Source organism: Amycolatopsis australiensis, assembly GCF_900119165.1.
In the GTDB taxonomy this organism is placed as follows: domain Bacteria; phylum Actinomycetota; class Actinomycetes; order Mycobacteriales; family Pseudonocardiaceae; genus Amycolatopsis; species Amycolatopsis australiensis.
In genome coordinates, this window is the sequence record NZ_FPJG01000006.1 from 7099704 (window position 1) to 7120802 (window position 21099).

Genomic DNA, 21099 nt, shown 5'->3' on the forward strand with positions numbered 1-21099 from the left:
TCAGGCCGTGCCCAGTTCTTGGTCGAGGAGGCTGAACAGCTCCTCCGCATCGGCCTCGGCGAGGTCGTCGCCCTCGCCGGGACCGGACTGCCGCTCGCGCTCGCTCCAGGTGGCGAGCAGCCGCCGCAGCCGGGTGGTGATCTCTTCGTCGCCGGGATCGGCGGTGGCCAGCAGCGCTTCCAGCTTGGCGATCTCCTCGGTGACCGGGGCGGTGGCCGCGCCGTCGTCGGCGAGCAGTTCGCCCAGGTGCGCGGCCAGGTCGGTCACCGTCGGGTAGTCGAAGACGGCCGTCGGGGACAGCCGCGCCGAAGTCGCGGCGACCAGCCGGTTGCGCAGCTCGACCGCGGCGAGGGAGTCGAAGCCGAGTTCGAGGAAGCCCCGGTCCGGCGGGACGGCCAGCGGCGAGTCGTGGCCGAGCACCTCGGCGACCTGCGAGCGCACGAGCTCGGTCAGCCGCCGGGCCAGCTCCGCCCCGGACAGCGTGGTCAGGTCGGCCGCGGGTGCCTGGACCGCCGCGCGCCGCGCCGCCGGCCGGACGAGCCCGCGCAGCAGCGGGTGCACGGCCGGGGCCGCCCGCAACGCGGCGAAGTCCAGCCGGACCGGCACGGTCAGCGCGCGGTCCAAGCCGAGCGACGCGTCGAGCAGCTCCATGCCGAGCCCGGCGTCGATCGGGGCGAACCCGGACCGGGCGATCCGGGCCCGGTCCGCGGCGCCCAGCCGGGCCGTCATGCCACCGTCGGCCGCCCACATGCCCCAGGCCAGCGCCGTCATCGGGACTCCGGCGGCCCGGCAGTGCCGGGCGTAGGCGTCGGCGAAGCTGTTGGCCGCCGCGTAGGCGGACTGGCCGGCACCGCCGAACAGCCCCGCCGCGGCCGAGCACACCGCGAACACGCGGGCGTCCCCGGCGAGCTCCCGCAGGTTGACCACGGCGTCCACTTTGGACTTCAGTCCGCCGGAAAGCCGTTCGGGGGTCAGGGTTTCGACGAGCCCGTCGTCGACCACGCCCGCGGTGTGCACGACGGAGGCGACCGGGACGCCGGCCAGTACCCGCGCCAGCGCGGGCCGATCGGCGGCGTCGCAGGCGACGAGCGTCGCCCGCGCGCCGAGCTCGGCCAGCTCGGCCAGGAGCTCGGGGGCTCCTTCGGCGTCGGGGCCGCGCCTGCTGAGCAGCAGCAGGTTGCGCACGCCGTGCCGGGTGACCAGGTGCCGGGCGACGAGCCCGCCGACCATGCCGGTGGCCCCGGTGATCAGGGTGGTGCCCTCGGTGTCCCACTCGACGGGGGCGGGTTCGGCGGTGACGCGGGTGAGCCGGGGCGCGAGCACGGCCCCGTCCCGCACGGCCACCTGCGGCTCGCCGGCGGCGAGGGCGGCGGCGAGGCCGGCGGTTCCGTCGGTGTCGACCAGGACGAACCGGCCGGGGTGTTCGGACTGCGCGGACCGCAGCAGGCCCCACGCGGTCGCGGCGGCCACGCCGGGCACGGAGCCGGTGTCCCCGACGGCGATCGCGCCGCGGGTCACCACGGCCAGCCGCCCATCGGCGGGGCCGTCGGCCAGCCAGGACCGGACCAGATCGAGCGCTTGGGCGGCGGCCGCGTGGGCCGCGGAGACGAGGTCGCCGGCGGGCACGGCCAGCTCGGCCACGGTGATGCCGGCCGGGATCTCGCCCTCGGCCGGCTGGGCCGCGGACACCAGCTCCGCACTCGCCGCCGCCTGCGCGGTAACGGCAACGCCAAGTGAGATCCCACTCTCGCCCGGTCGGGCCGCGGGCACCAGGCCCGCGCTCCCCGCCGACCGCGCGGCGACGGCGCCGTCGACCGGGATCTCGGCCTCGGACGAGTGGGCCAGGTCCGCGCTCGCCGGAGCCTGCGCGGCAACGGCAACCACAACGCCGGCTGGACTCCCGCCCTCGCCCGCCGTCGCGATCGGGTGCCACTCCACCGCGAACAGGTGGCCCGTGCGTGATGGCGGGGCCGTCAGCTTGCGCAACGTCAGCGACTCCGCCGAGAACACCGCTGCCCCGGTGCCGTCGGCCGCCAAGACCGTGACCCGGTCGGGCCCCAACCTCGACAACCTCACCCGCAGGCGACCGGCTCCCGTCGCGTGCAGCTGGACTCCGGACCAGGAGAACGGCAACCGCGCTCCTCCCGCCACGTCCTCGCCGAGCCCCACCGCCTGCACCCCGGCGTCGAGCAGGGCCGGGTGCAGGCCGAACTCCGCCGCTCCCGGCGTGGCTCCCTCCGGCAGCACCGCCTCGGCGAACACGTCTTCACCGGCGCGCCAGGCCGCGGTCAGGCCGCGGAACACCGGGCCGAAGCCGAAACCCAGCGCGGCCAGCTGGTCGTGGAACTCGGCCACCGGCAGTTCCTCGGCACCCGGCGGCGGCCACGCGGCCAGCACCGAGACGTCGGGCGAGCCGGGTGCGCCCGGGGACACCACGCCGTCCGCGTGGCGGGTCCACGGCTCCTCGCCGATGCGGCCGTGCACGGTCAAGGTCCGGCGGCCGGCTTCGGCCGCTTCCCCGACCGTGAGCTGGACCTGCACCGCGCCGTCCTCGGGCAGCACCAGCGGGGCGGCCAGCGTGAGCTCGTCGAGCCTGCCGCAGCCCACCTGGTCCGCGGCGTGCAAAGCCAGTTCGACGAAGGCGGTGGCCGGCAACAGAACCGTGCCGCCGACCGCGTGATCGGCCAGCCACGGGTGCGTCGCCACCGACAGCCGCGCGGTCAGCACGCACTGCCCCGACTCCGCGAGCGGGACGGCGGCACCGAGCAGCGGGTGGCCGGTCGAGCCGAGGCCGGCGGCGGTGACGTCGCCCGCGGGACGGCCGACCGGGCGCACCCAGAAGCTCCGGTGCTGGAACGCGTAGGTGGGCAGGTCGACCCGGCGGGCGCCGTCGAACACCGGTGTCCAGTCGATCGCGGCGCCGTCGACGTGCAGCCGGGCGAGCGCGGTGAGCAGCGTGTGCTCCGGGTCCCGGGCCGCCCGCTGCGTGGACACCACCAGCGCGGCCTCGTCGGCCAGCACTTCGCCGGCGGCCGCCGCGAGCACGGCGTCCGGCCCGAGCTCGACGAACGTGTCGACGCCGTAGGCGGCCGCGCCCCGGACGGCTTCGGCGAACCGGACCGTGTTCCGCACCTGGTCGGCCCAGTAGCGCGGGGTGCACAGCTCGGCCGCGTCCGCCACCTTCCCGGTCAGCGTCGAGACGATCGGGATGGCCGGCGGCCGGAACTCCAGGGTGGCGAGCTTCGCCGTGAACTCCGCGAGCATCGGCTCCATCCGGTGGGAGTGGAACGCGTGGGACACCCGCAGCCGCTTCACCTTCCGGCCGCGCCCGGCCGCCCACGTCTCGACGGCGGTGACCGCGTCGGTGTCGCCGGAAACCACCACGGACTCCGGCCCGTTGACCGCGGCCAGCGACACGCGGTCACCGAGCAGCTCGGCCACTTCCTCTTCGGTGGCACGGACCGCGAGCATGGCCCCGCCGGCCGGCAGGTCCTGCATCAGCCGGCCCCGCGCGGCGACGAGCACGCAGGCGTCGTCCAGGGACAGCACGCCGGCGACGTGCGCCGCGGCGACCTCGCCGATGGAGTGCCCGATCAGCACCTCCGGCACCACGCCGAAGGATTCGGCCAGCCGGTACAACGCCACTTCGAACGCGAACAGGCCCGCCTGCGCATACACCGTCCGGTCGACGGTGTCGTCCTCGGCTTCCCACAGCACTTCGCCCAGCGGCCGGTCCAGCAGCAGGTCCAGGCGCGCGCACACCGCGTCGAAAGCGTCGGCGAAGACGGGGAACCGCTCACGCAAAGCACGGCCCATGCCTGAATACTGCGAACCCTGGCCGGAGAACAGAACCCCTAGCCGTCCCCTATCGGCCCGTGCGGCGCCCGTGAGCACCGCCGCCGGCCGGCGCCCGGCCACGCCGTCGGCCAGCGCCTTCCGGTCCGCGCCGAGCACCACGGCGCGGTGCTCGAACGCCGCTCGCGTCGACGCGAGCGAGAAACCGATGTCCACACCGGACAGTTCGGGCCGGTCCTCGGTGAACGCGGCCAGCTTCGCCGACTGAGCCGCGAGCGCGTCCTCGGTGCGGCCGGAGAGCAGCCAGGGCACCAGCCGGTCCACAGTGGATTCCGCCGGCTCGGCCGCCGGCGCCTGCTCGACGATCAGGTGGGCGTTCGTACCGCTGACGCCGAACGCGGAGACGGCGGCCCGGCGCGGCCCGCCGGTGTCCGGCCACGGCCGCGCTTCGGTGAGCAGCTCGACCGCGCCCGCCGCCCAGTCGACCTCCGGGGTCGGCCGGTCCACGTGCAACGTGGCGGGCAGGACGCCGTGCCGCAGCGCCAGCACGGTCTTCAGCAGGCCCGCGATGCCCGCCGCGGCCTGGGTGTGCCCGAGGTTCGACTTGACGGACCCGATCAGCAGCGGCCGGTCGCGGTCCTGGCCGTAGGTGGCAATGAGGCCTTGGGCCTCGATCGGGTCGCCGAGGCTGGTGCCCGTGCCGTGCGCTTCGACCGCGTCGACGTCCCGCGCGGTGAGCCCGGCCAGCGCCAGGGTCTGCCGGATGAGCCGTTGCTGGGACGGGCCGTTGGGCGCGGTGATGCCGTTGGACGCGCCGTCCTGGTTCACCGCCGACCCGCGCAGCACGGCGAGCACCGGGTGCCCGTGGCGCCGGGCGTCGGACAGCCGCTCGAGCACGACCACGCCGGCGCCCTCGCCCCACGAAGTGCCGTCGGCCGACGCCGCGAACGCCTTGCACCGGCCGTCGACGGCGAGTCCCCGCTGCCGGGAGAACTGCACGAAGAGGCTCGGCGTGGCCATCACGGTGACGCCACCGGCCAGCGCCAGCGAACACTCGCCCGCGCGCAGCGCCTGGGCCGCGAGGTGCACCGCGACCAGCGACGCCGAGCACGCGGTGTCGACGCTGACCGCCGGGCCCTCCAGCCCGAGGGTGTAGGCGACCCGGCCGGACACCACGCTCGCCGCGTTGCCGGTGAGCGTGTAGCCCTCGAGCCCGGCGGGCCCCGCGGCGAGCAGCGCGCTGTAGTCCTGGCCGTTGGTGCCCGCGAACACTCCGGTCGAGCTGCCTCGCAGCGTCACCGGGTCGATGCCCGCGCGTTCGATCGCCTCCCAGCAGATCTCCAGCAGCACCCGCTGCTGCGGGTCCATCGCGAGGGCCTCGCGCGGGGAGATGCCGAAGAACGCGGGGTCGAACTCGCCGGGGTCGTCGAGGAACCCGCCGTGCCGGGCGTAGCTCTTGCCCGGGCGGTCCGGGTCGGGGTCGTAGAGCCCGGCGAGGTCCCAGCCGCGGTCGGCGGGGAACTCGGTGATGACGTCCCGGCCGTCGGCCAGCAGCCGCCACAGCTGCTCGGGGGTTCGGACCCCGGCCGGGAAGCGGCAGCCCATCGAAACGACGGCGATCGGGTCGTCGGCCACCGGCGCGGCCACCGGAACCGGCGCGGTGGCGGGCTTCCCGCCCTGTGCCGCGCCGAGCAGGTGCCCGGCCATGACCTCGGCGTTCGGGTAGTCGAACACGAGCGTGGCCGGCAGGGTCAGCCCGGTCGCGGCGGCGAGCCGGTTCCGCAGTTCGACGGCGGTGAGCGAGTCGAAGCCGAGTTCCCGGAACGACGTGCGGGCGTCGACCGCGCCCGCGGAGCCGTGGCCGAGCACAGCGGCCGCGTGGGCGCGGACGAGGTCGAGCACGAGGCGGTGCCGGTCCCCCTCGGCGGTTTCGGCGAGCTTCCGGGCGAGTTCGGCGTCCTCGGTGCCGGACTGGGCGACGGCGGCTTCGGGAATGCCGTCGAACAGCGGGCCACGGCGGCCGGCGGCGAACCGCGGCCAGTCGATGTCGGCGACGACCACGGTCGTGTCGTCGTGCTCGACCGCGCCGCGCAGGGCGGCGATGCCCTGTTCGGCGGTGAGGAAGCCGACCCCGCCGCGGCGCATCCGGTTTTCGCGGACCGCGCTGCCGGTGGCGAGCGAATCGGCCCAGGCGCCCCAGGCGATCGACGTCGCCGGCAGGCCGGCGGCGCGCCGCTGTTCGGCCAGCGCGTCGAGGACGGCGTTGGCGGCGGCGTAGTTGGCCTGGCCGGCGTTCCCGATCGTGCCGGTCAGCGAGGAGAAGAGCACGAACGCGTCGAGGTCGTGGCCGGCGGTCAGCTCGTGCAGGTGCCGGGCGGCGGTCGCCTTGACCGGCAGGACCGCGTCGAACAGCTCGGGGGTGAGGCCGTCCACGACCCGGTCCTCGAGCACGGCCGCGGCGTGCAGCACGGCGGTCAGCGGGCGCTCGGCGGGGATGGTGCCGAGCACCTGCTCCAACGCCGCCCGGTCGGTGACGTCGCAGGCGACGATCTCCAGCCGGGAACCGAGCTCGGCCAGCAGATCGCGCGCGGCCGGTGCCTCGGGTCCCCGGCGGCTGAGCAGCAGCACCCGGTCGGCGGTCGCGGCCGCCCAGCGCGCGACGTGGGCGCCGAGCGCGCCGGTGCCGCCGGTGACGAGCACGGTGCCGCGCGGTTCCCAGCGCCGGACCGGGGCCCGGCCCGGCGCGCGCACCAGCCGCCGTCCGAACACACCGGACGCCCGGACGGCGACCTGGTCCTCCCCGGACCGGCCGGCGAGGACGAAGGCGAGCCGGGCGGCCACGCGGCCGTCCGGCCGGGCCGGCAGGTCGATCAGGCCGCCCCAGCGGCCGGGGTGCTCGAGGGCGGCGACCCGGCCGAAGCCCCAGACGGCGGCTTGGCCGGGGTGCGGCTCCTCCGCGCCGCCCACGGCGACGGCACCGCGGGTGATCGTCCACAGAGGACACTCAAGACCGGCCTCCCCCAGCGCCTGCACCAGTGCGACGGTGGCCGGCAGGCCGTCTTCGCCGAGGGCGAGCGTCGAGACGATGCCGCGCAGGTCGTCGTACGCCCGGAGCTGTTCCGCCAGTGCTTCCCGGGCCGAGTCGGTGACGGCCAGGGTGAGCACTTCGGCGCCCGCGGTGGCCAGCAAGTCCGCCGCGCCGGCGTCGTCGCCGCCGGTGACGAGCAGCCAGCGGCCGTCGAGCCGGGTCACGGGGGTGGTGAGCGGCTGCCAGCTGACCCGGTAGCGCAGTCCGTCCGAGGCGGACAGTGACCGGCGCCGCTTCCGCCAGGCGGACAGGGCGGGGACGACGGTGCCGAGTTCGCCGCCGGTCAGTTCGAGGGTGCCCGCCACCGCGGCCAGGTCCTCGGCTTCGACCGCGCGCCAGAATTCGGCTTCGGCGGCGTCGGCCGCCCGGACGGGCGCGCCGGCGTCGAGCCAGAACCGTTCGCGCTGGAAGGCGTAGGTGGGCAGACCGACCCGGCGTCCCGGGGTCAGCTTCTCCCAGGCGACGGCCACGCCGTGCACGAACGCCTGGCCGAACGCGGTGTACAGCTGCCGCAGGCCACCGTGGTCGCGGCGCAGGGTCGGCACCACCGCACCGGAAACCTCGAGCTCGTCGAGGGTCTGCTGCACACCGACCGTGAGCACCGGGTGCGCCGAACTCTCCACGAACACCGTGTGCCCGGCCGCGATCGCCACCCGAACCGCGTCCTCGAACCTCACCGTCGCCCGCAGGTTTCGATACCAGTAATCCGCGGTCAGCTCGGCCGTGTCGATCGCTTCACCGGTCAACGTCGAGAGGAAAGCGGTGTCCACACTGGACGGATTGACCGGCGCAAGATCGGCGAGGATCCGCTCCCGGATCGCCTCCACTTGGGGCGAATGGGACGCATAGTCCACCGGCACCCGCCGGACACGCACACCTTCGGCCTCCCACGCCGCCTGCGCCGCATCCAACGCGGCGACCTCACCCGAGACAACCGTCGCGGACGGTCCGTTCACCGCCGCGATACCCAGCCGGGGATCCAGCTCCGCCTCGACCTCGGCCACCGGCAGCGGTACCGACAACATCCCGCCCGTACCCGCCAGCTCGGTGATCGCCTTGGCGCGCAGGGCAACCACCCGAGCACCGTCCACCACGGACAGCGCACCGGCCACCACCGCGGCGGCGATCTCACCCTGCGAATGCCCGATCACCGCAGCCGGCTCGACACCCGCCGAGCGCCACAACTCGGCCAAGCAGACCATCACCGCCCACAACAGCGGCTGCACCACATCGACCCGCTCCAACACCGCCGGATCAGCCGAACGCGCCACCTCCGTCAACGACCAGTCCACAAAAGACTTGAGCGCGGTTTCGCACTCCGCCCACCGAGCCGCGAACACCTCCGAAGAATCCAGCAGCTCCACCGCCATCCCGACCCACTGCGAACCCTGGCCCGGGAAGACGAGCACCGGACCCGCGTCGACGTCGACGACCCGGCCGGTCACCACGTTCGGGGCGGCCGCGCCTTCGGCCACAGCGGTGAGGCCGGCCAGCAGGTCGCCGCCGACGACCACGGCGCGTTCCTCCAGCCGGGCCCGCCCGGTGGCGAGCGAGAACCCGACGTCGACCGCGGGCAGTCCGCCGACGTGGGCGGACAGCCGCCGGGCCTGCTCCCGCAGCGCCGCCGTGGTCTTCGCCGACAGCACCCACGGCACGACCTCGGCCGACGCGGCAGCCGGCGGCGGGGTGGCCGGGCGCGGTGCCTCTTCGAGGACGACGTGGGCGTTGGTCCCGCTGATGCCGAACGACGAGACACCCGCGCGGCGCGGACGGCCGCGCCGCGGCCAGTCCCGGGCCTCGGTGAGCAGCTCGACGGCACCGGACGGCCAGTCCACGTGGGACGACGGCGCGTCCACGTGCAACGTCTTCGGCAGCACGCCGTGGCGCATGGCCTGCACCACCTTGATCACCCCGGCCACCCCGGCGGCGGCCTGGGTGTGCCCGAGGTTCGACTTGACCGAACCGAGCCAGAGCGGCTCCTCGCGATCCTGCCCGTAGGTCGCCAGCAGCGCCTGCGCCTCGATCGGGTCACCCAGCGTCGTGCCGGTGCCGTGCGCCTCGACCGCGTCGACGTCCCGCGGCGTCAACCCGGCGCTCGCGAGCGCCTGGCGGATCACCCGCTGCTGCGACGGGCCGTTGGGGGCGGTGAGCCCGTTCGAAGCGCCGTCGGAGTTCACCGCCGAGCCGCGCACCACCGCGAGCACTTCGTGCCCGTTGCGGCGCGCGTCGGAGAGGCGTTCGACGACGAGCACGCCGACCCCTTCGCTGAAGCCGGCGCCGTTCGCCGCGTCGGCGAACGCCTTGCAGCGGCCGTCGTCGGCGAGACCGCCCTGCGCCGCCATTTCCGCGAACAACGCGGGGGTGGCCAGCACGGTGACACCGCCGGCGAGCGCCAGGGTGCACTCGCCCGCGCGCAGCGACTGCGCGGCCAGGTGCAAAGCGACCAAAGAGGACGAACAGGCGGTGTCCACAGTGGCCGATGGCCCCTCGAGCCCGAGGGTGTAGGAGATCCGGCCGGAGGCGACGCTGCCGGAGTTGCCGGTGCCGAGGTAGCCGGCGGCTTCCTCGGGCACGCTGGTCAGCCGGGCCGCGTAGTCGTGGTACATCAGGCCCGCGAAGACGCCGGTCCGGCTGCCGCGCAGCGACGTCGCGTCGATGCCCGCGTGCTCGATCGCCTCCCACGCCGTTTCCAGCAGGAGCCGTTGCTGCGGGTCAATGGCGAGGGCCTCGCGGGGCGAGATGCCGAAGAAGGCCGCGTCGAAGTCGGCCGCGTCGGTCAGGAAGCCGCCGGCACCACCGCCGGGGAGGTCCCACCCGCGGTCGCCGGGCAGCGCCGAAATCCCGTCACCGCCGCCGGCGACGAACTGCCAGAGCTCGTCGGGTGAGCCGACGCCGCCGGGGAACCGGCAGGCCATGCCGACGATCGCGATCGGCTCGTCGGCGGCCACCGGCCGCGCGGTGGCCGTCTCCGCGCGACCGCCGTCGAGGACCGCCGTGCGGAGGTGGTCGGCGAGCGCGGCCGGGGTCGGGAAGTCGAAGACCAGCGTGGCGGGCAGTTTCAGGCCGGTGACGGCGGTGAGCCGGTTGCGGAGTTCGACCGCGGTCAGCGAGTCGAAGCCGATCTCGCCGAACGGGCGGCGCGGGTCGATCGCGTCGCCGGAACCGTGGCCGAGGACCTCGGCCACCTGCGCCCGCACGGTGGCGAGCACGAACCGGCGACGTTCCTCGGTGCCCAGTCCGGACAGCCGCTTCGCGAAGGCGCCGTCGGCCGCCGCGGTGCGGACGGCTCGCCGTCCGCCGCCCCGCACCAAGCCGCGCAGCAGGGGCGGCACGCCGCGCGCCCGGAGCGTGGCGAAGTCCAGCGCCACCGGCACGACGAGTGTGGACGCGGCGGCGTCGAACAGGGCGAGGCCGTCTTCGGTGGGGAGTTCCACCAGGCCGGACCGGCCGAGCCTGCGGTGGTCGTCGCCGTCGAGGGCCTCGGTCATCCCGCTGGCCTGTTCCCACAGGCCCCACGCCAGGGAGGTCGCGGGCAGCCCCTGGGCACGGCGGTGCTGCGCCAAGGCATCCAGCCACGTGTTCGCCGCGGCGTAGTTGCCCTGCCCCGCCGCGCCGAAGACCCCGGCCGCGGAGGAAAACAGCACGAACTTCTCGACATCACCGGCCAGTTCGTGCAGGTTCCAGGCCGCGTCGACCTTCGGCCGCCACACGGTGTCCAGCCGCTCCGGGGTCAGCGACTCGATGACGCCGTCGTCGAGGACGCCGGTCGCGTGCACCACCGCGGTCAGGTGCTCGATGCTGCTCAGTACCTCGGCCAGCGCCGCACGATCGGCCGCGTCACAGGCCACGATCCGGACCGTGGCGTCGAGATCCCGGAACTGCTCGGCTCCGGGCGCGTCCGGGCCGCGACGGCTGAGCAGGACCAGGTCCCGGACACCGTGCTCGGCCACCAGATGCCGAGCTACCAGGCCGCCCAGCAGGCCGGTGCCACCGGTGATGAGCACCGTGCCTTCCGTCGGCCATGTGGCTTCCGCGGTGGTCGCCGCGCGCCGCAGCCTCGGCACGTACAGAGCGCCGTCGCGGACCGCCAGCTGCGGCTCGTCCGGCAGGGTGGCAGGCACGTCCCCGTCCGTGTCCAGCAACACGAACCGGCCGGGGTGCTCCGACTGCGCCGACCGCACCAGACCCCAGATACCCGCCTGCGCCAAGCCGGTGACGGCGTCGCCCTCGACGACACCGATCGCGTCCCGCGTCACGACGGCAAGACGTCCCTCGGGCCGCGCCAGCCAGCGCTGGATCGCCGCCAGTGCCTGGGCCGTGTCAGCGGGCTCGACGACCTCGGTCCAGGCCGCCGACGGCTCGGCGGCGGGCTCCCAGGCGACTTCGAAGAGCGAACCCACTCCGGCCCGCAGCGCGCTGTCGGCGACCGCGCGCAGGGCGAGCGAATCCACCGTCGCCACCGGGGCGCCGGTCTCGTCGGCCACGACGACGCCGAAGGAATCCGGGCCCTGCGCCGCGAGCGCGACCCGGACCCGGCGGGCCCCCTCGGCGTGCACCCGCACCCCGGACCAGGCGAACGGCAGCCGGGGGCCGGCCGCGTCGCCCAGCAGGCCGCCGAGACCCGCCGCGTGCAGGCAGGCGTCGAGGAGCGCCGGGTGCACCCCGAACCCGTCCGGCGCACCCGCTTCCGGCGGCAGCTCGACGTCGGCGTAAACGGCGCCGTCGGCCCGCCACGCCGCCCGCAGGCCCTGGAACGCGGGCCCGTAGCCGTAGCCGGCCTGCGCGTACGCCTCGTAGAAGCCGTCGAGCGGCAGGGGTTCCGCCCCGGGCGGCGGCCACTCGGCCAGGTTCTCCGGTTCGGCGGGCCCGTCGACGTCGAGCACGCCGGCGGCGTGGCGGACCCAGGCGGCGTCGGCGTCGTCGGGCCGGGCGTGCACGGTGACCGCGCGGCGGCCGCCGTCACCGGCCTCGACCGCGACCTGGACCTGCACGGCCCCGGCGGCCGGCAGCACCAGCGGCGCCTCGAGGGTCAGCTCCTCGACGGCCCGGCAGCCGACCTGGTCCCCGGCCCGCACGGCCAGTTCGACGAACGCGGTGCCCGGCACCAGCACGGACCCGAGCACGGCGTGGTCGGCGAGCCACGGCTGCGCCCGGGTGGACAGCTTGCCCGTGAGGACGACCTGGCCGGACTCCGCCACCGAGACGACGGCGCCGAGCAGCGCGTGCCGGGCGGAGCCGAGGCCCATCGAAGCCGGGTCGCCGGAGGCACCGGGGGCGGGGTCGGCCCAGTACCGGTCCCGCTGGAAGGCGTAGGTGGGCAGGTCGACGCGCCGGCCGGGCGTCAGCCGGTCCCACGTCACGGCGACACCGCGGGTGCAGGCCTCGCCGAAGGCGCGGTAGACCTGCCGGAGGCCGCCGTGGTCGCGCCGCAGCGTCGGCACCGCGGCCCCGGAGACCTCGAGTTCGTCGAGGGTCTGCTGCACGCCGACGGTGAGCACCGGGTGCGCCGAACTTTCGACGAACACCGTGTGCCCGGCGGCGATCGCGGCGCGCACCGCGTCCTCGAACTTCACCGTCGCCCGCAGATTGCGGTACCAGTACTCGGCGGTCAGCTCGGCCGTGTCGATCGCTTCCCCGGTCAACGTCGAAAAGAAGAGAGTGCCCACACTGGATGGAGATACCGGCGCGAGATCAGCCAGGATCCGCTCGCGGATGGCCTCCACCTGCGGCGAATGCGACGCATAGTCCACCGGAACGCGCCGAACCCGGACCCCGGCTGCCTCCCACGCCCCCTGCGCGGCATCCACAGCCTCGACGGCACCCGAAACCACCGTCGCGGACGGCCCGTTCACCGCGGCAACACCCAGCCGGGGATCCAGCTCCGCCTCGACCTCGGCCACCGGCAGCGGTACCGACAACATCCCGCCCGTACCCGCCAGCTCGGTGATCGCCTTGGCGCGCAGGGCAACCACCCGAGCACCGTCCACCACGGACAGCGCACCGGCCACCACCGCGGCGGCGATCTCACCCTGCGAATGCCCGATCACCGCAGCCGGTTCGACACCGGCGTCCCGCCACAACTCGGCCAAGCAGACCATCACCGCCCACAACAGCGGCTGCACCACATCGACCCGCTCCAACACCGCCGGATCAGCCGAACGCGCCACCTCCGTCAACGACCAGTCCACAAAAGACTTGAGCGCGGTTTCGCACTCCGCCCACCGAGCCGCGAACACCGCCGAAGAATCCAGCAGCTCCACCGCCATCCCGACCCACTGCGAACCCTGCCCGGGGAAGACGAGCACCGGACCGCCGCCACCGGCCACGCGGCCGGTCACCACACCGGGCGCGGGCTCTCCGGCGGCCAAGGCGGCCAGGCCGTCGAGGAGCTCGGCGCGGTCCGCGCCGAGGACGACCGCCCGCTCGTCCAGCGCGGATCGCGAAGTGACCAGGGAAAACCCGACGTCCGCCGGCGAGAGCTCCGGGCGTGCGGCGAGGTGCCCGGCCAGCCGGGCTGCTTGACCTCGCACCGCCTCCGGGGTCTTCCCGGACAGCACCCACGGCACCACCGGCGCGGCGGCCACCACGGGCTCGGCGGCTTCGGACGGCGGCGCTTCTTCGATGATCACGTGCGCGTTGGTCCCGCTGATGCCGAACGACGAGACACCGGCCCGGCGCGGCCGGTCGCCGGCGGGCCACGGCCGGGCCTCGGTCAGCAGCTCGACCGCGCCCGCCGACCAGTCGACGTGCGAGGTCGGCGCGTCCACGTGCAGTGTCTTGGGCAGCACCCCGTGCCGCAGGGCCAGCACCACCTTGAGCACCCCGGCGACACCCGCCGCGGCCTGGGTGTGCCCGAGGTTCGACTTCACCGAGCCCAGCCACAGCGGCCGGTCGCGATCGCGGCCGTAGGTCGCCAGCAGCGCCTGTGCCTCGATCGGGTCACCGAGGGTGGTGCCGGTGCCGTGCGCCTCCACCGCGTCGACGTCGTGGACGGCGAGGCCGGCGTCCGTCAGCGCCTGCAGGATGACGCGCTGCTGGGACGGCCCGTTCGGCGCGGTCAGCCCGTTCGAGGCACCATCCTGGTTGATCGCCGACCCCTTGAGCACGGCCAGGATCGGGTGCCCCTGGCGCTGGGCGTCCGACAGCCGTTCGACGAGCAGCACGCCCGCGCCTTCGCCCCAGCCGGTGCCGTCGGCGGCGTCGGCGAACGGCTTGCACCGGCCGTCCGCGGCCAAGCCGCGCTGCCGCGAGAATTCGACGAACGCGTGCGGGGTCGACATCACCGTCACCCCGCCCGCCAGCGCCAGCGAGCACTCCCCGGACCGCAGCGCCTGCGCCGCCCAGTGCAACGCCACCAGCGAAGACGAGCACGCGGTGTCCACCGTCACCGCCGGGCCCTCCAGCCCGAGCGTGTACGACACCCGCCCGGAAAGCACGCTGGCCGACGTCCCGGTCGCGATGTAGCCCTCGGCGCCGTCGAGGGCGGGGAGCGCGCGCATCAGCGCCGAGGCGTAGTCCTGCCCGTTGGTGCCTGCGAAGACGCCGGTCCGGCTGCCGCGCAGGGAAAGCGGGTCGATGCCGGCCCGCTCGAACGCCTCCCAGGAGACCTCCAGGAGCAGCCGCTGCTGCGGGTCCATCGCCAGCGCTTCCCGCGGCGACACCCCGAAGAACCCGGCGTCGAACCGGCTGGCGTCGGCGAGGAAACCCCCTTCGCTGACGTAGGAGGTGCCGCGCTGGTCCGGGTCCGTCTGCGCCAGCGCGCCGAGGTCCCAGCCGCGGTCGCCGGGGAACCCGCCGATCGCGTCCTGCCCGGTGGCCAGCAGCCGCCACAGGTCCTCCGGCGTTTCGGCACCCGCCGGGAACCGGCAAGCGAGCCCGATGATCGCGATGGGTTCGGAGTTCCGGCTCTCGGCTTCGCGCAGCCTGCGCCGCGTCTGGTGCAGGTCGGCCGAGATCCGCTTCAGGTAGTCGAGCAGCTTCTCGTTGTCGTCCATGGAAAAGATGGCCCCCTTCGGCGGCGGTCCGGCGCTCCGGTGCCGCTACGGCATGCCCAGTTGGCGCTCGATGAAGTCGAAGACCTCGGTGGCGGTGGCGGATTTCAGCTGCTCGGCGATCTCGGCCGGTTCGCCGGTGTCCGCCGCGGTGTCCGCGGTGTTCTCCCCGGCCGACCACCGGGACAGCAGCACCTGCAGGCGCAGGGTGACGGCGTTGCGGGTCGCCGGATCCGGCTCGGCGGCCCGCATGGCGGCCTCCAGCGCGTCGAGCTCGCCGGTCACCGAGCCGTCCGGCCCGGCGAAACCGCCGAGCAGGTGCCGGGCGAGCGCGGCCGGGTTCGGGTGGTCGAACACGACCGTGGCGGGCAGTGCCAGCCCGGTGCTCGCCCCGAGCAGGTTGCGGAACTCGACCGCGGTCAGCGAGTCGAACCCGAGGGTGCGGAACGATTCCCGGACGTCGACGGCCGCGGCCCCGCGGTGGCCCAGCACGAGGGCCGCCTGTTCGCGGACCAGTTCGAGCAGCAGGCGTTCGCGTTCGGCGTCGCTCGCCCCGGCGAGCCGGTCCCGCAGCCGCCCGGCCGCGTCGCCGTCGATCGCGGGGCGGGCGTGGCGCGCCGCGTCGGGCAGGTCGGCCAGGAGCGGGCTCGGGCGCACCGCGGTGAACGCCGGGACGAACCGCGCCCAGTCGATGCCCGCGACCACCGGAGCGACGTCGGAGCCGGCCAGCGCGCGGCCCAGCGCGTGCAGGGCGTCGGCCGGCTCGATTCCGACGATGCCGCCCCGGCCGAGCCGCGCGTCGCCGGTCGCGGCCATGCCCGCCTCGGCCCACGCGCCCCAGGCCACCGAAAGCCCCGGCCGTCCGGCGCGGCGCCGCTGTTCGGCGAGCGCGTCGAGGAAGGCGTTGGCGGCCGCGTAGTTGGCCTGCCCGGCCGCGCCGATCGCCCCCGCCAGCGACGAGAACAGCACGAACGCGGTGACCGGGTGCCCGGCGGTGAGCTCGTCCAGGTGCCGCGCGGCCGCGGCCTTGGGTGCGAACACCTTCGCGAACCGGTCCGGCGTGAGCGCGTCCACGACCCCGTCGTCGAGCACACCCGCGGTGTGGAACACGGCCGAGACCCGCTCGTCCGCCAGCACCGCGGCCAGTGCCGCCCGGTCGGCGACGTCGCACGCCTCGATGCGGACCTCCGCGCCGAGGGCGGTCAGCTCGTCCCGCAGCGCGGCCGCGCCCGGGGCGTCCGGGCCGCGCCTGCCGAGCAGGACGACCCGCCGGGCACCCCGGCCGGCCACCCAGCGCGCCACCTGCGCGCCCAGCGCGCCCGTGCCGCCGGTGACCAGCACGGTGCCGTCCGTGGTCCATTCCTCGCCGCCGGCCGGGCCGGCCGGGAGGAGACGGCGGGCGAAAACCCCCGATGCGCGGATGGCGACCTGGTCTTCCGGGCCGGCGAGCACGCCGGTGAACCGGGCCAGCCCGCGCTCGTCCAGCCGCTCCGGCAGGTCGACGAGCCCGCCCCACCGGCCGGGGTACTCCAGCGCGGCGGCCCGGCCGAAGCCCCACACCGCCGCCTGCCCGGGATCCGGCGCCGGGTCGGCCGCGCCGGTCGTGACGGCGCCGCGGGTCACCGCCCACACCCGGACGTCCGGGAGCGCCTGGAGGACGAGCGCGGTCCGGGCCGCGTCGAGCGTGCTGAGCACGCCTTCGGCCGACCCGGCGAGCGCCGCCAGCGCCGCGGCGTCCACATCGGACGGAACGGTGACGCGGGTGACGTCCGGGTGCGCGGCGAGGTCGGCGTAGGTGCCGGTGTCGTCGGTCAGCAGCAGCCAGGTGCCGGCCGCCGGCGCCGGCGCCGGGTCGGCGACCGGCACGAAGGCCGCGCGGTAGCGGAGCCGGTCCACCGCGGAGGCCTGGTCCTGCCCGCGCCGCCACGCCGCGAGCGCGGCGGTCGTCGCCGAAAGCGCGTCGGCGTCCGGGAGGGCCAGTGCCGCGCCGAGGGTGTCCCAGTCCTCTTCGGACACCGCCTGCCAGAACCGCGCGTCGACCTCGCCGCCGGTTTCGCGCACCGGGGCCAGCCAGAACCGGGACCGCTCGAAGGCGTAGCCGGGCAGGGGGACGCGGCGCGGTCGGTATGGCGCGTAGAGCGGCGTCCAGTCGACCGGCAGGCCGTGCGCGTGGACCGTGGCCAGCGCTGCGTGCAGGCTGCGCGTGGCGTCGTGCCCGGCCCGCTGGGCCGCCACGGTCGTGGCGCCCTCCGCCACGACCGCGGCGAGCGCGGCCAGCACGCCGTCGGGGCCGAGTTCGGCGAACGCGGTAACACCCTGGTCGGCGGCGACCGCGACGGCGTCGGCGAACCGGACGGCACCCCGCACCTGGTCCACCCAGTACGCGGCGGAACACAGTTCGCCGGCCGCCGGCTTGCCGGTCAGCGTGGAGACGAGGGTGAGCCGGGGCTCCCGGTAGTCCAGGCCGGCGGTGATCCGGCCGAACTCGGCCAGCATCGGGTCCATCCGGTGCGAGTGGAACGCGTGCGACACCTTCAACCGGTTCGTCTTCCGGCCCGCCGCCCACGCGGCGACGGCCTCCACGGCCTCGGCGTCCCCGGACACCACCACCGAGTCCGGCCCGTTCACCGCGGCCAGCGATACCCCGTCCAGCTCCGCCAGCACCGGCTGGATGTCCACTTCGGACGCCTGCACGGCCAGCATCGCCCCACCCTCGGGCAACGCCTGCATCAACCGGCCACGAGCCGCCACCAGCACACACGCATCAGCCAACGAAAACACCCCGGCCACGTGCGCCGCCGCCAGCTCCCCGATCGAATGCCCGATCAACACATCCGGCGCCACCCCGAACGACTCCAACAGCCGGAACAACGCCACCTCGACCGCGAACAGACCGGCCTGCGCGAACACCGTCCGGTTCAGTTCACCGGCGTCGGTTCCCCACAGCACGTCTCGCAGCGAACAGCCGAGCTCGGCATCGAGCCGCGCACAAACCTCGTCGAAAGCCTCGGCGAACACCGGATAACGCTCATGCAGCTGGTGGCCCATGCCCAAACCTTGCGAACCCTGACCGGAGAACAAGAATCCGAGCCGCGGTTCGGGGACGGCCTCCGCGCGCACGACGTCCGGGGTGGCCCGGCCGTCGGCGAGCGCGTCCAGGGCCGCCGGGTCGAGTGCCACCGCGCGGTGGCGCAGCCGCGCCCGCGTCACGGCGAGCGAATGGCCGACGTCCGCGGCGCCGAAGCCCGGGTTCGCCGCCAGGTGGGCCCGCAGCGCCGCCGCCTGCCGGCGCACGCCGTCGGCGGACTTCGCCGAGAGGACCCAGGGCAGCGGGCCTTCGGGGGCCGGGCCGGGCTCGGCCGGCTCGACCGCGGGCGGGGCTTCGAGGACGACGTGGGCGTTCGTGCCGCTGATGCCGAACGACGACACCGCGGCCCGGCGCGGCCGCCCGGTCTCCGGCCACGGGGTCGGCGCGGTCACCAGCTCGACCGCCCCGGCCGTCCAGTCCACGTGCGACGACGGCGCGTCCACGTGCAGCGTTTCGGGCACCAGCCCGTGCCGCATGGCCAGCACCACCTTGATCACCCCGGCGACACCCGCGGCGGCCTGGGTGTGGCCGAAGTTCGACTTGACCGACCCGAGCAGCAGCGGGTGTTCCCGGTCCTGCCCGTAGGTCGCCAGCAGGGCCTGGGCTTCGATCGGGTCACCCAGCGCGGTCCCGGTGCCGTGGGCCTCCACGACGTCGACGTCCCGCGCGGCCAGCCCGGCCGCGGTCAGCGCCTGCCGGATCACCCGCTGCTGCGACGGGCCGTTCGGCGCGGTCAGGCCGTTGGACGCGCCGTCGGAGTTGACCGCGGAACCCTTGAGCACGGCCAGGACCGGGTGGCCGTTGCGCCGCGCGTCCGACAGCCGCTCGACCACCAGCACCCCGGCCCCCTCGCCCCAGCCGGTGCCGTCGGCGGCCTCGGCGAACGGCTTGCACCGGCCGTCCGCGGCCAGGCCGCCCTGCCGGGTGAACTCGACGAACGCGCCCGGGGTGGCCAGCACCGTCACCCCGCCCGCGAGGGCGAGCGAGCACTCGCCCGACCGCAGGGCTTGAGCCGCCCAGTGCAGCGCCACCAGCGAAGACGAGCACGCGGTGTCCACCGTGACCGCCGGGCCTTCCAGGCCGAAGGTGTAGGCGACGCGGCCCGAAACGACACTGCCGGCGCTGCCGTAGCCGACGTGCGCGGGTGTCCCGTCGGCGTCGGCGAACACGCCGGTGCCGTAGTCGTGGTACATCACGCCGGCGAACACGCCGGTCCGGCTGCCGCGCAGCGACTCGGGGTCGATTCCGGCCGATTCGAGGGCCTGCCACGAGCTTTCCAGCAACAGCCGCTGCTGCGGGTCCATCCCGGCCGCCTCGCGCGGCGAGATCCCGAAGAAGCCCGGGTCGAACTCCGCGGCGTCGTAGAGGAATCCGCCTTCGCCGGTGGCGGACGTGCCCGGCCGCCCGGCCGTGCCGGACAGCGCTTCGAGGTCCCACCCGCGGTCGGCGGGGAACGCCGAAACGCCATCGCCACCGGAGGCGACCAGCCGCCAGAAGCCGTCGGGATCGGCCACCCCGCCCGGGTACCGGCAGGCCATGCCGACGATGGCGACCGGCTCGTCGGCCGCCGCGGGCGCCGCCGCGGCCGTGACGGCCGGGCCGCGGCCGTCGAGTTCCGCCAGCACGAACCCGGCCAGCGCACGCGGCGACGGGTGGTCGAACACCAGCGTCGCGGGCAGGCGCAGCCCGGTCGCGGCGGTCAGCCGGTTGCGCAGCTCGACGGCGGTCAGCGAGTCGAAGCCGAGCTCGGTGAACGACCGGCCCGGTTCGACCGCGGCCGCGGACGGGTGCCCGAGCACGGCGGCGGCCTGCGCGCGGACCAGGTCGAGCACCGCACGACGGCGGTCCGGCTCGTCGAGGCCGGCCAGGCGCGCGCCGAACCCGGAGGCCACCGCGCCCGAGCCCGCCGCGCGCCGTGCCGGCGGCACGAGGGCGCGCAGCAACGCGGGCACCGAGTCCGCGCGGGCCCGGACGCCGGCCAGGTCGAGCGCGGCGGGCACGGCCGTCGGCGAGCCGGTGGCCAGTGCCGCGTCGAACAGCTCGAGCCCACGCGCGGCGGACATCCCGGCGAGACCGCCCCGGCCGATCCGGCGGCGGTGCGTGCCGTCGAGCGCGCCGGTCATCCCGTCGCCGGTCTCCCACAGGCCCCAGGCCAAGGAGGCGGCGGGCAGGCCGAGATCGTGCCGGTGGCGGGCCAGCGCGTCCAGGGCGGCGTTGGCGGCCGCGTAGCCGGCCTGCCCGGGCGCGCCGAAGGTGCCGGCGACGGAGGAGAAGAGCACGAACGCGGTCAGGTCCAGCCCGGCGGTGAGCTCGTGCAGCACCTGGGCGGCGGTCACCTTCGGAGCCCACACGGCGGCGAGCCGCTCCGGGGTGAGCGACTCGACCAGGCCGTCGTCGAGCACCCCGGCGGTGTGGACGACCGCCCGCAGCGGCCGGTCTCCCGGGATCGCGCCGAGCACGGCGGACAGCGCGGCCCGGTCGGCGACGTCGCAGGCGACGATCTTGGCGCCTTCGCCCAGTTCGGCGCGCAGTTCCGCGGCGCCGTCGGCGTCCGGGCCACGCCTGCTGAGCAGGACGAAGTGGCGGACACCGTGTTCGGCCGCCAGGTGCCGGGCGACCCGGGCGCCGAGCGCCCCGGTGCCACCGGTGATCAGCACGGTCCCTTCGGTGTCCCAAGTGGACGGTTCGCCGCCGGTCGCCCGGCGGAGGCGCGGCACGAGGACGGTTCCGTTCCGGACGACGACTTCGGGCTCGTCGGTGTCGAAGAGGGTCACCTCGGTGTCGGTGTCCAGCAGGGCGAACCGGCCGGGGTGCTCGGCCCGCGCCGACCGCACCAGCCCCCAGACCCCGGCGGCGGCCGGCTCGGTCAGGGCGCCGCGCGTGCGGACCACGAGCTTCGCGTCGGCGAACCGCTCGTCGGCGAGCCAGCCGCGCACGAGCTCGAGTGCCTGCGCCGGGTCCGCCGCTTCGGCCGCCATCACGGGCGTGACCGGACCGGAGCCGAGCTGGGCCCAGCCGGGCAGGGCGGGCAGGTCGGCGGGCTCCCAGCTGACGTCGAACAGCGAGCCGGGTTCCGCGGCACGCAGCCGTCCGGGATCGACGCGCCGGAGCACCAGCCGGTCGACGGTGACCACCGG

At 75.5% G+C, this 21099-nt stretch carries 1 protein-coding gene and 1 pseudogene; both read right to left on the reverse strand.

Annotation, left to right across the window (positions count from 1 at the left end; genetic code table 11):
• Complete coding sequence (locus BT341_RS47000; RefSeq protein WP_425426499.1) at window positions 1–14886, reverse strand: type I polyketide synthase; 14886 nt, start codon at window positions 14884–14886, stop codon at window positions 1–3.
• Window positions 14887–15180: 294 nt separating this feature from the next.
• Window positions 15181–20907 (reverse strand): annotated as a pseudogene (locus tag BT341_RS47005) (type I polyketide synthase); the annotation flags it as partial.
• Between the last annotated feature and the right edge of the window lie 192 nt (window positions 20908–21099).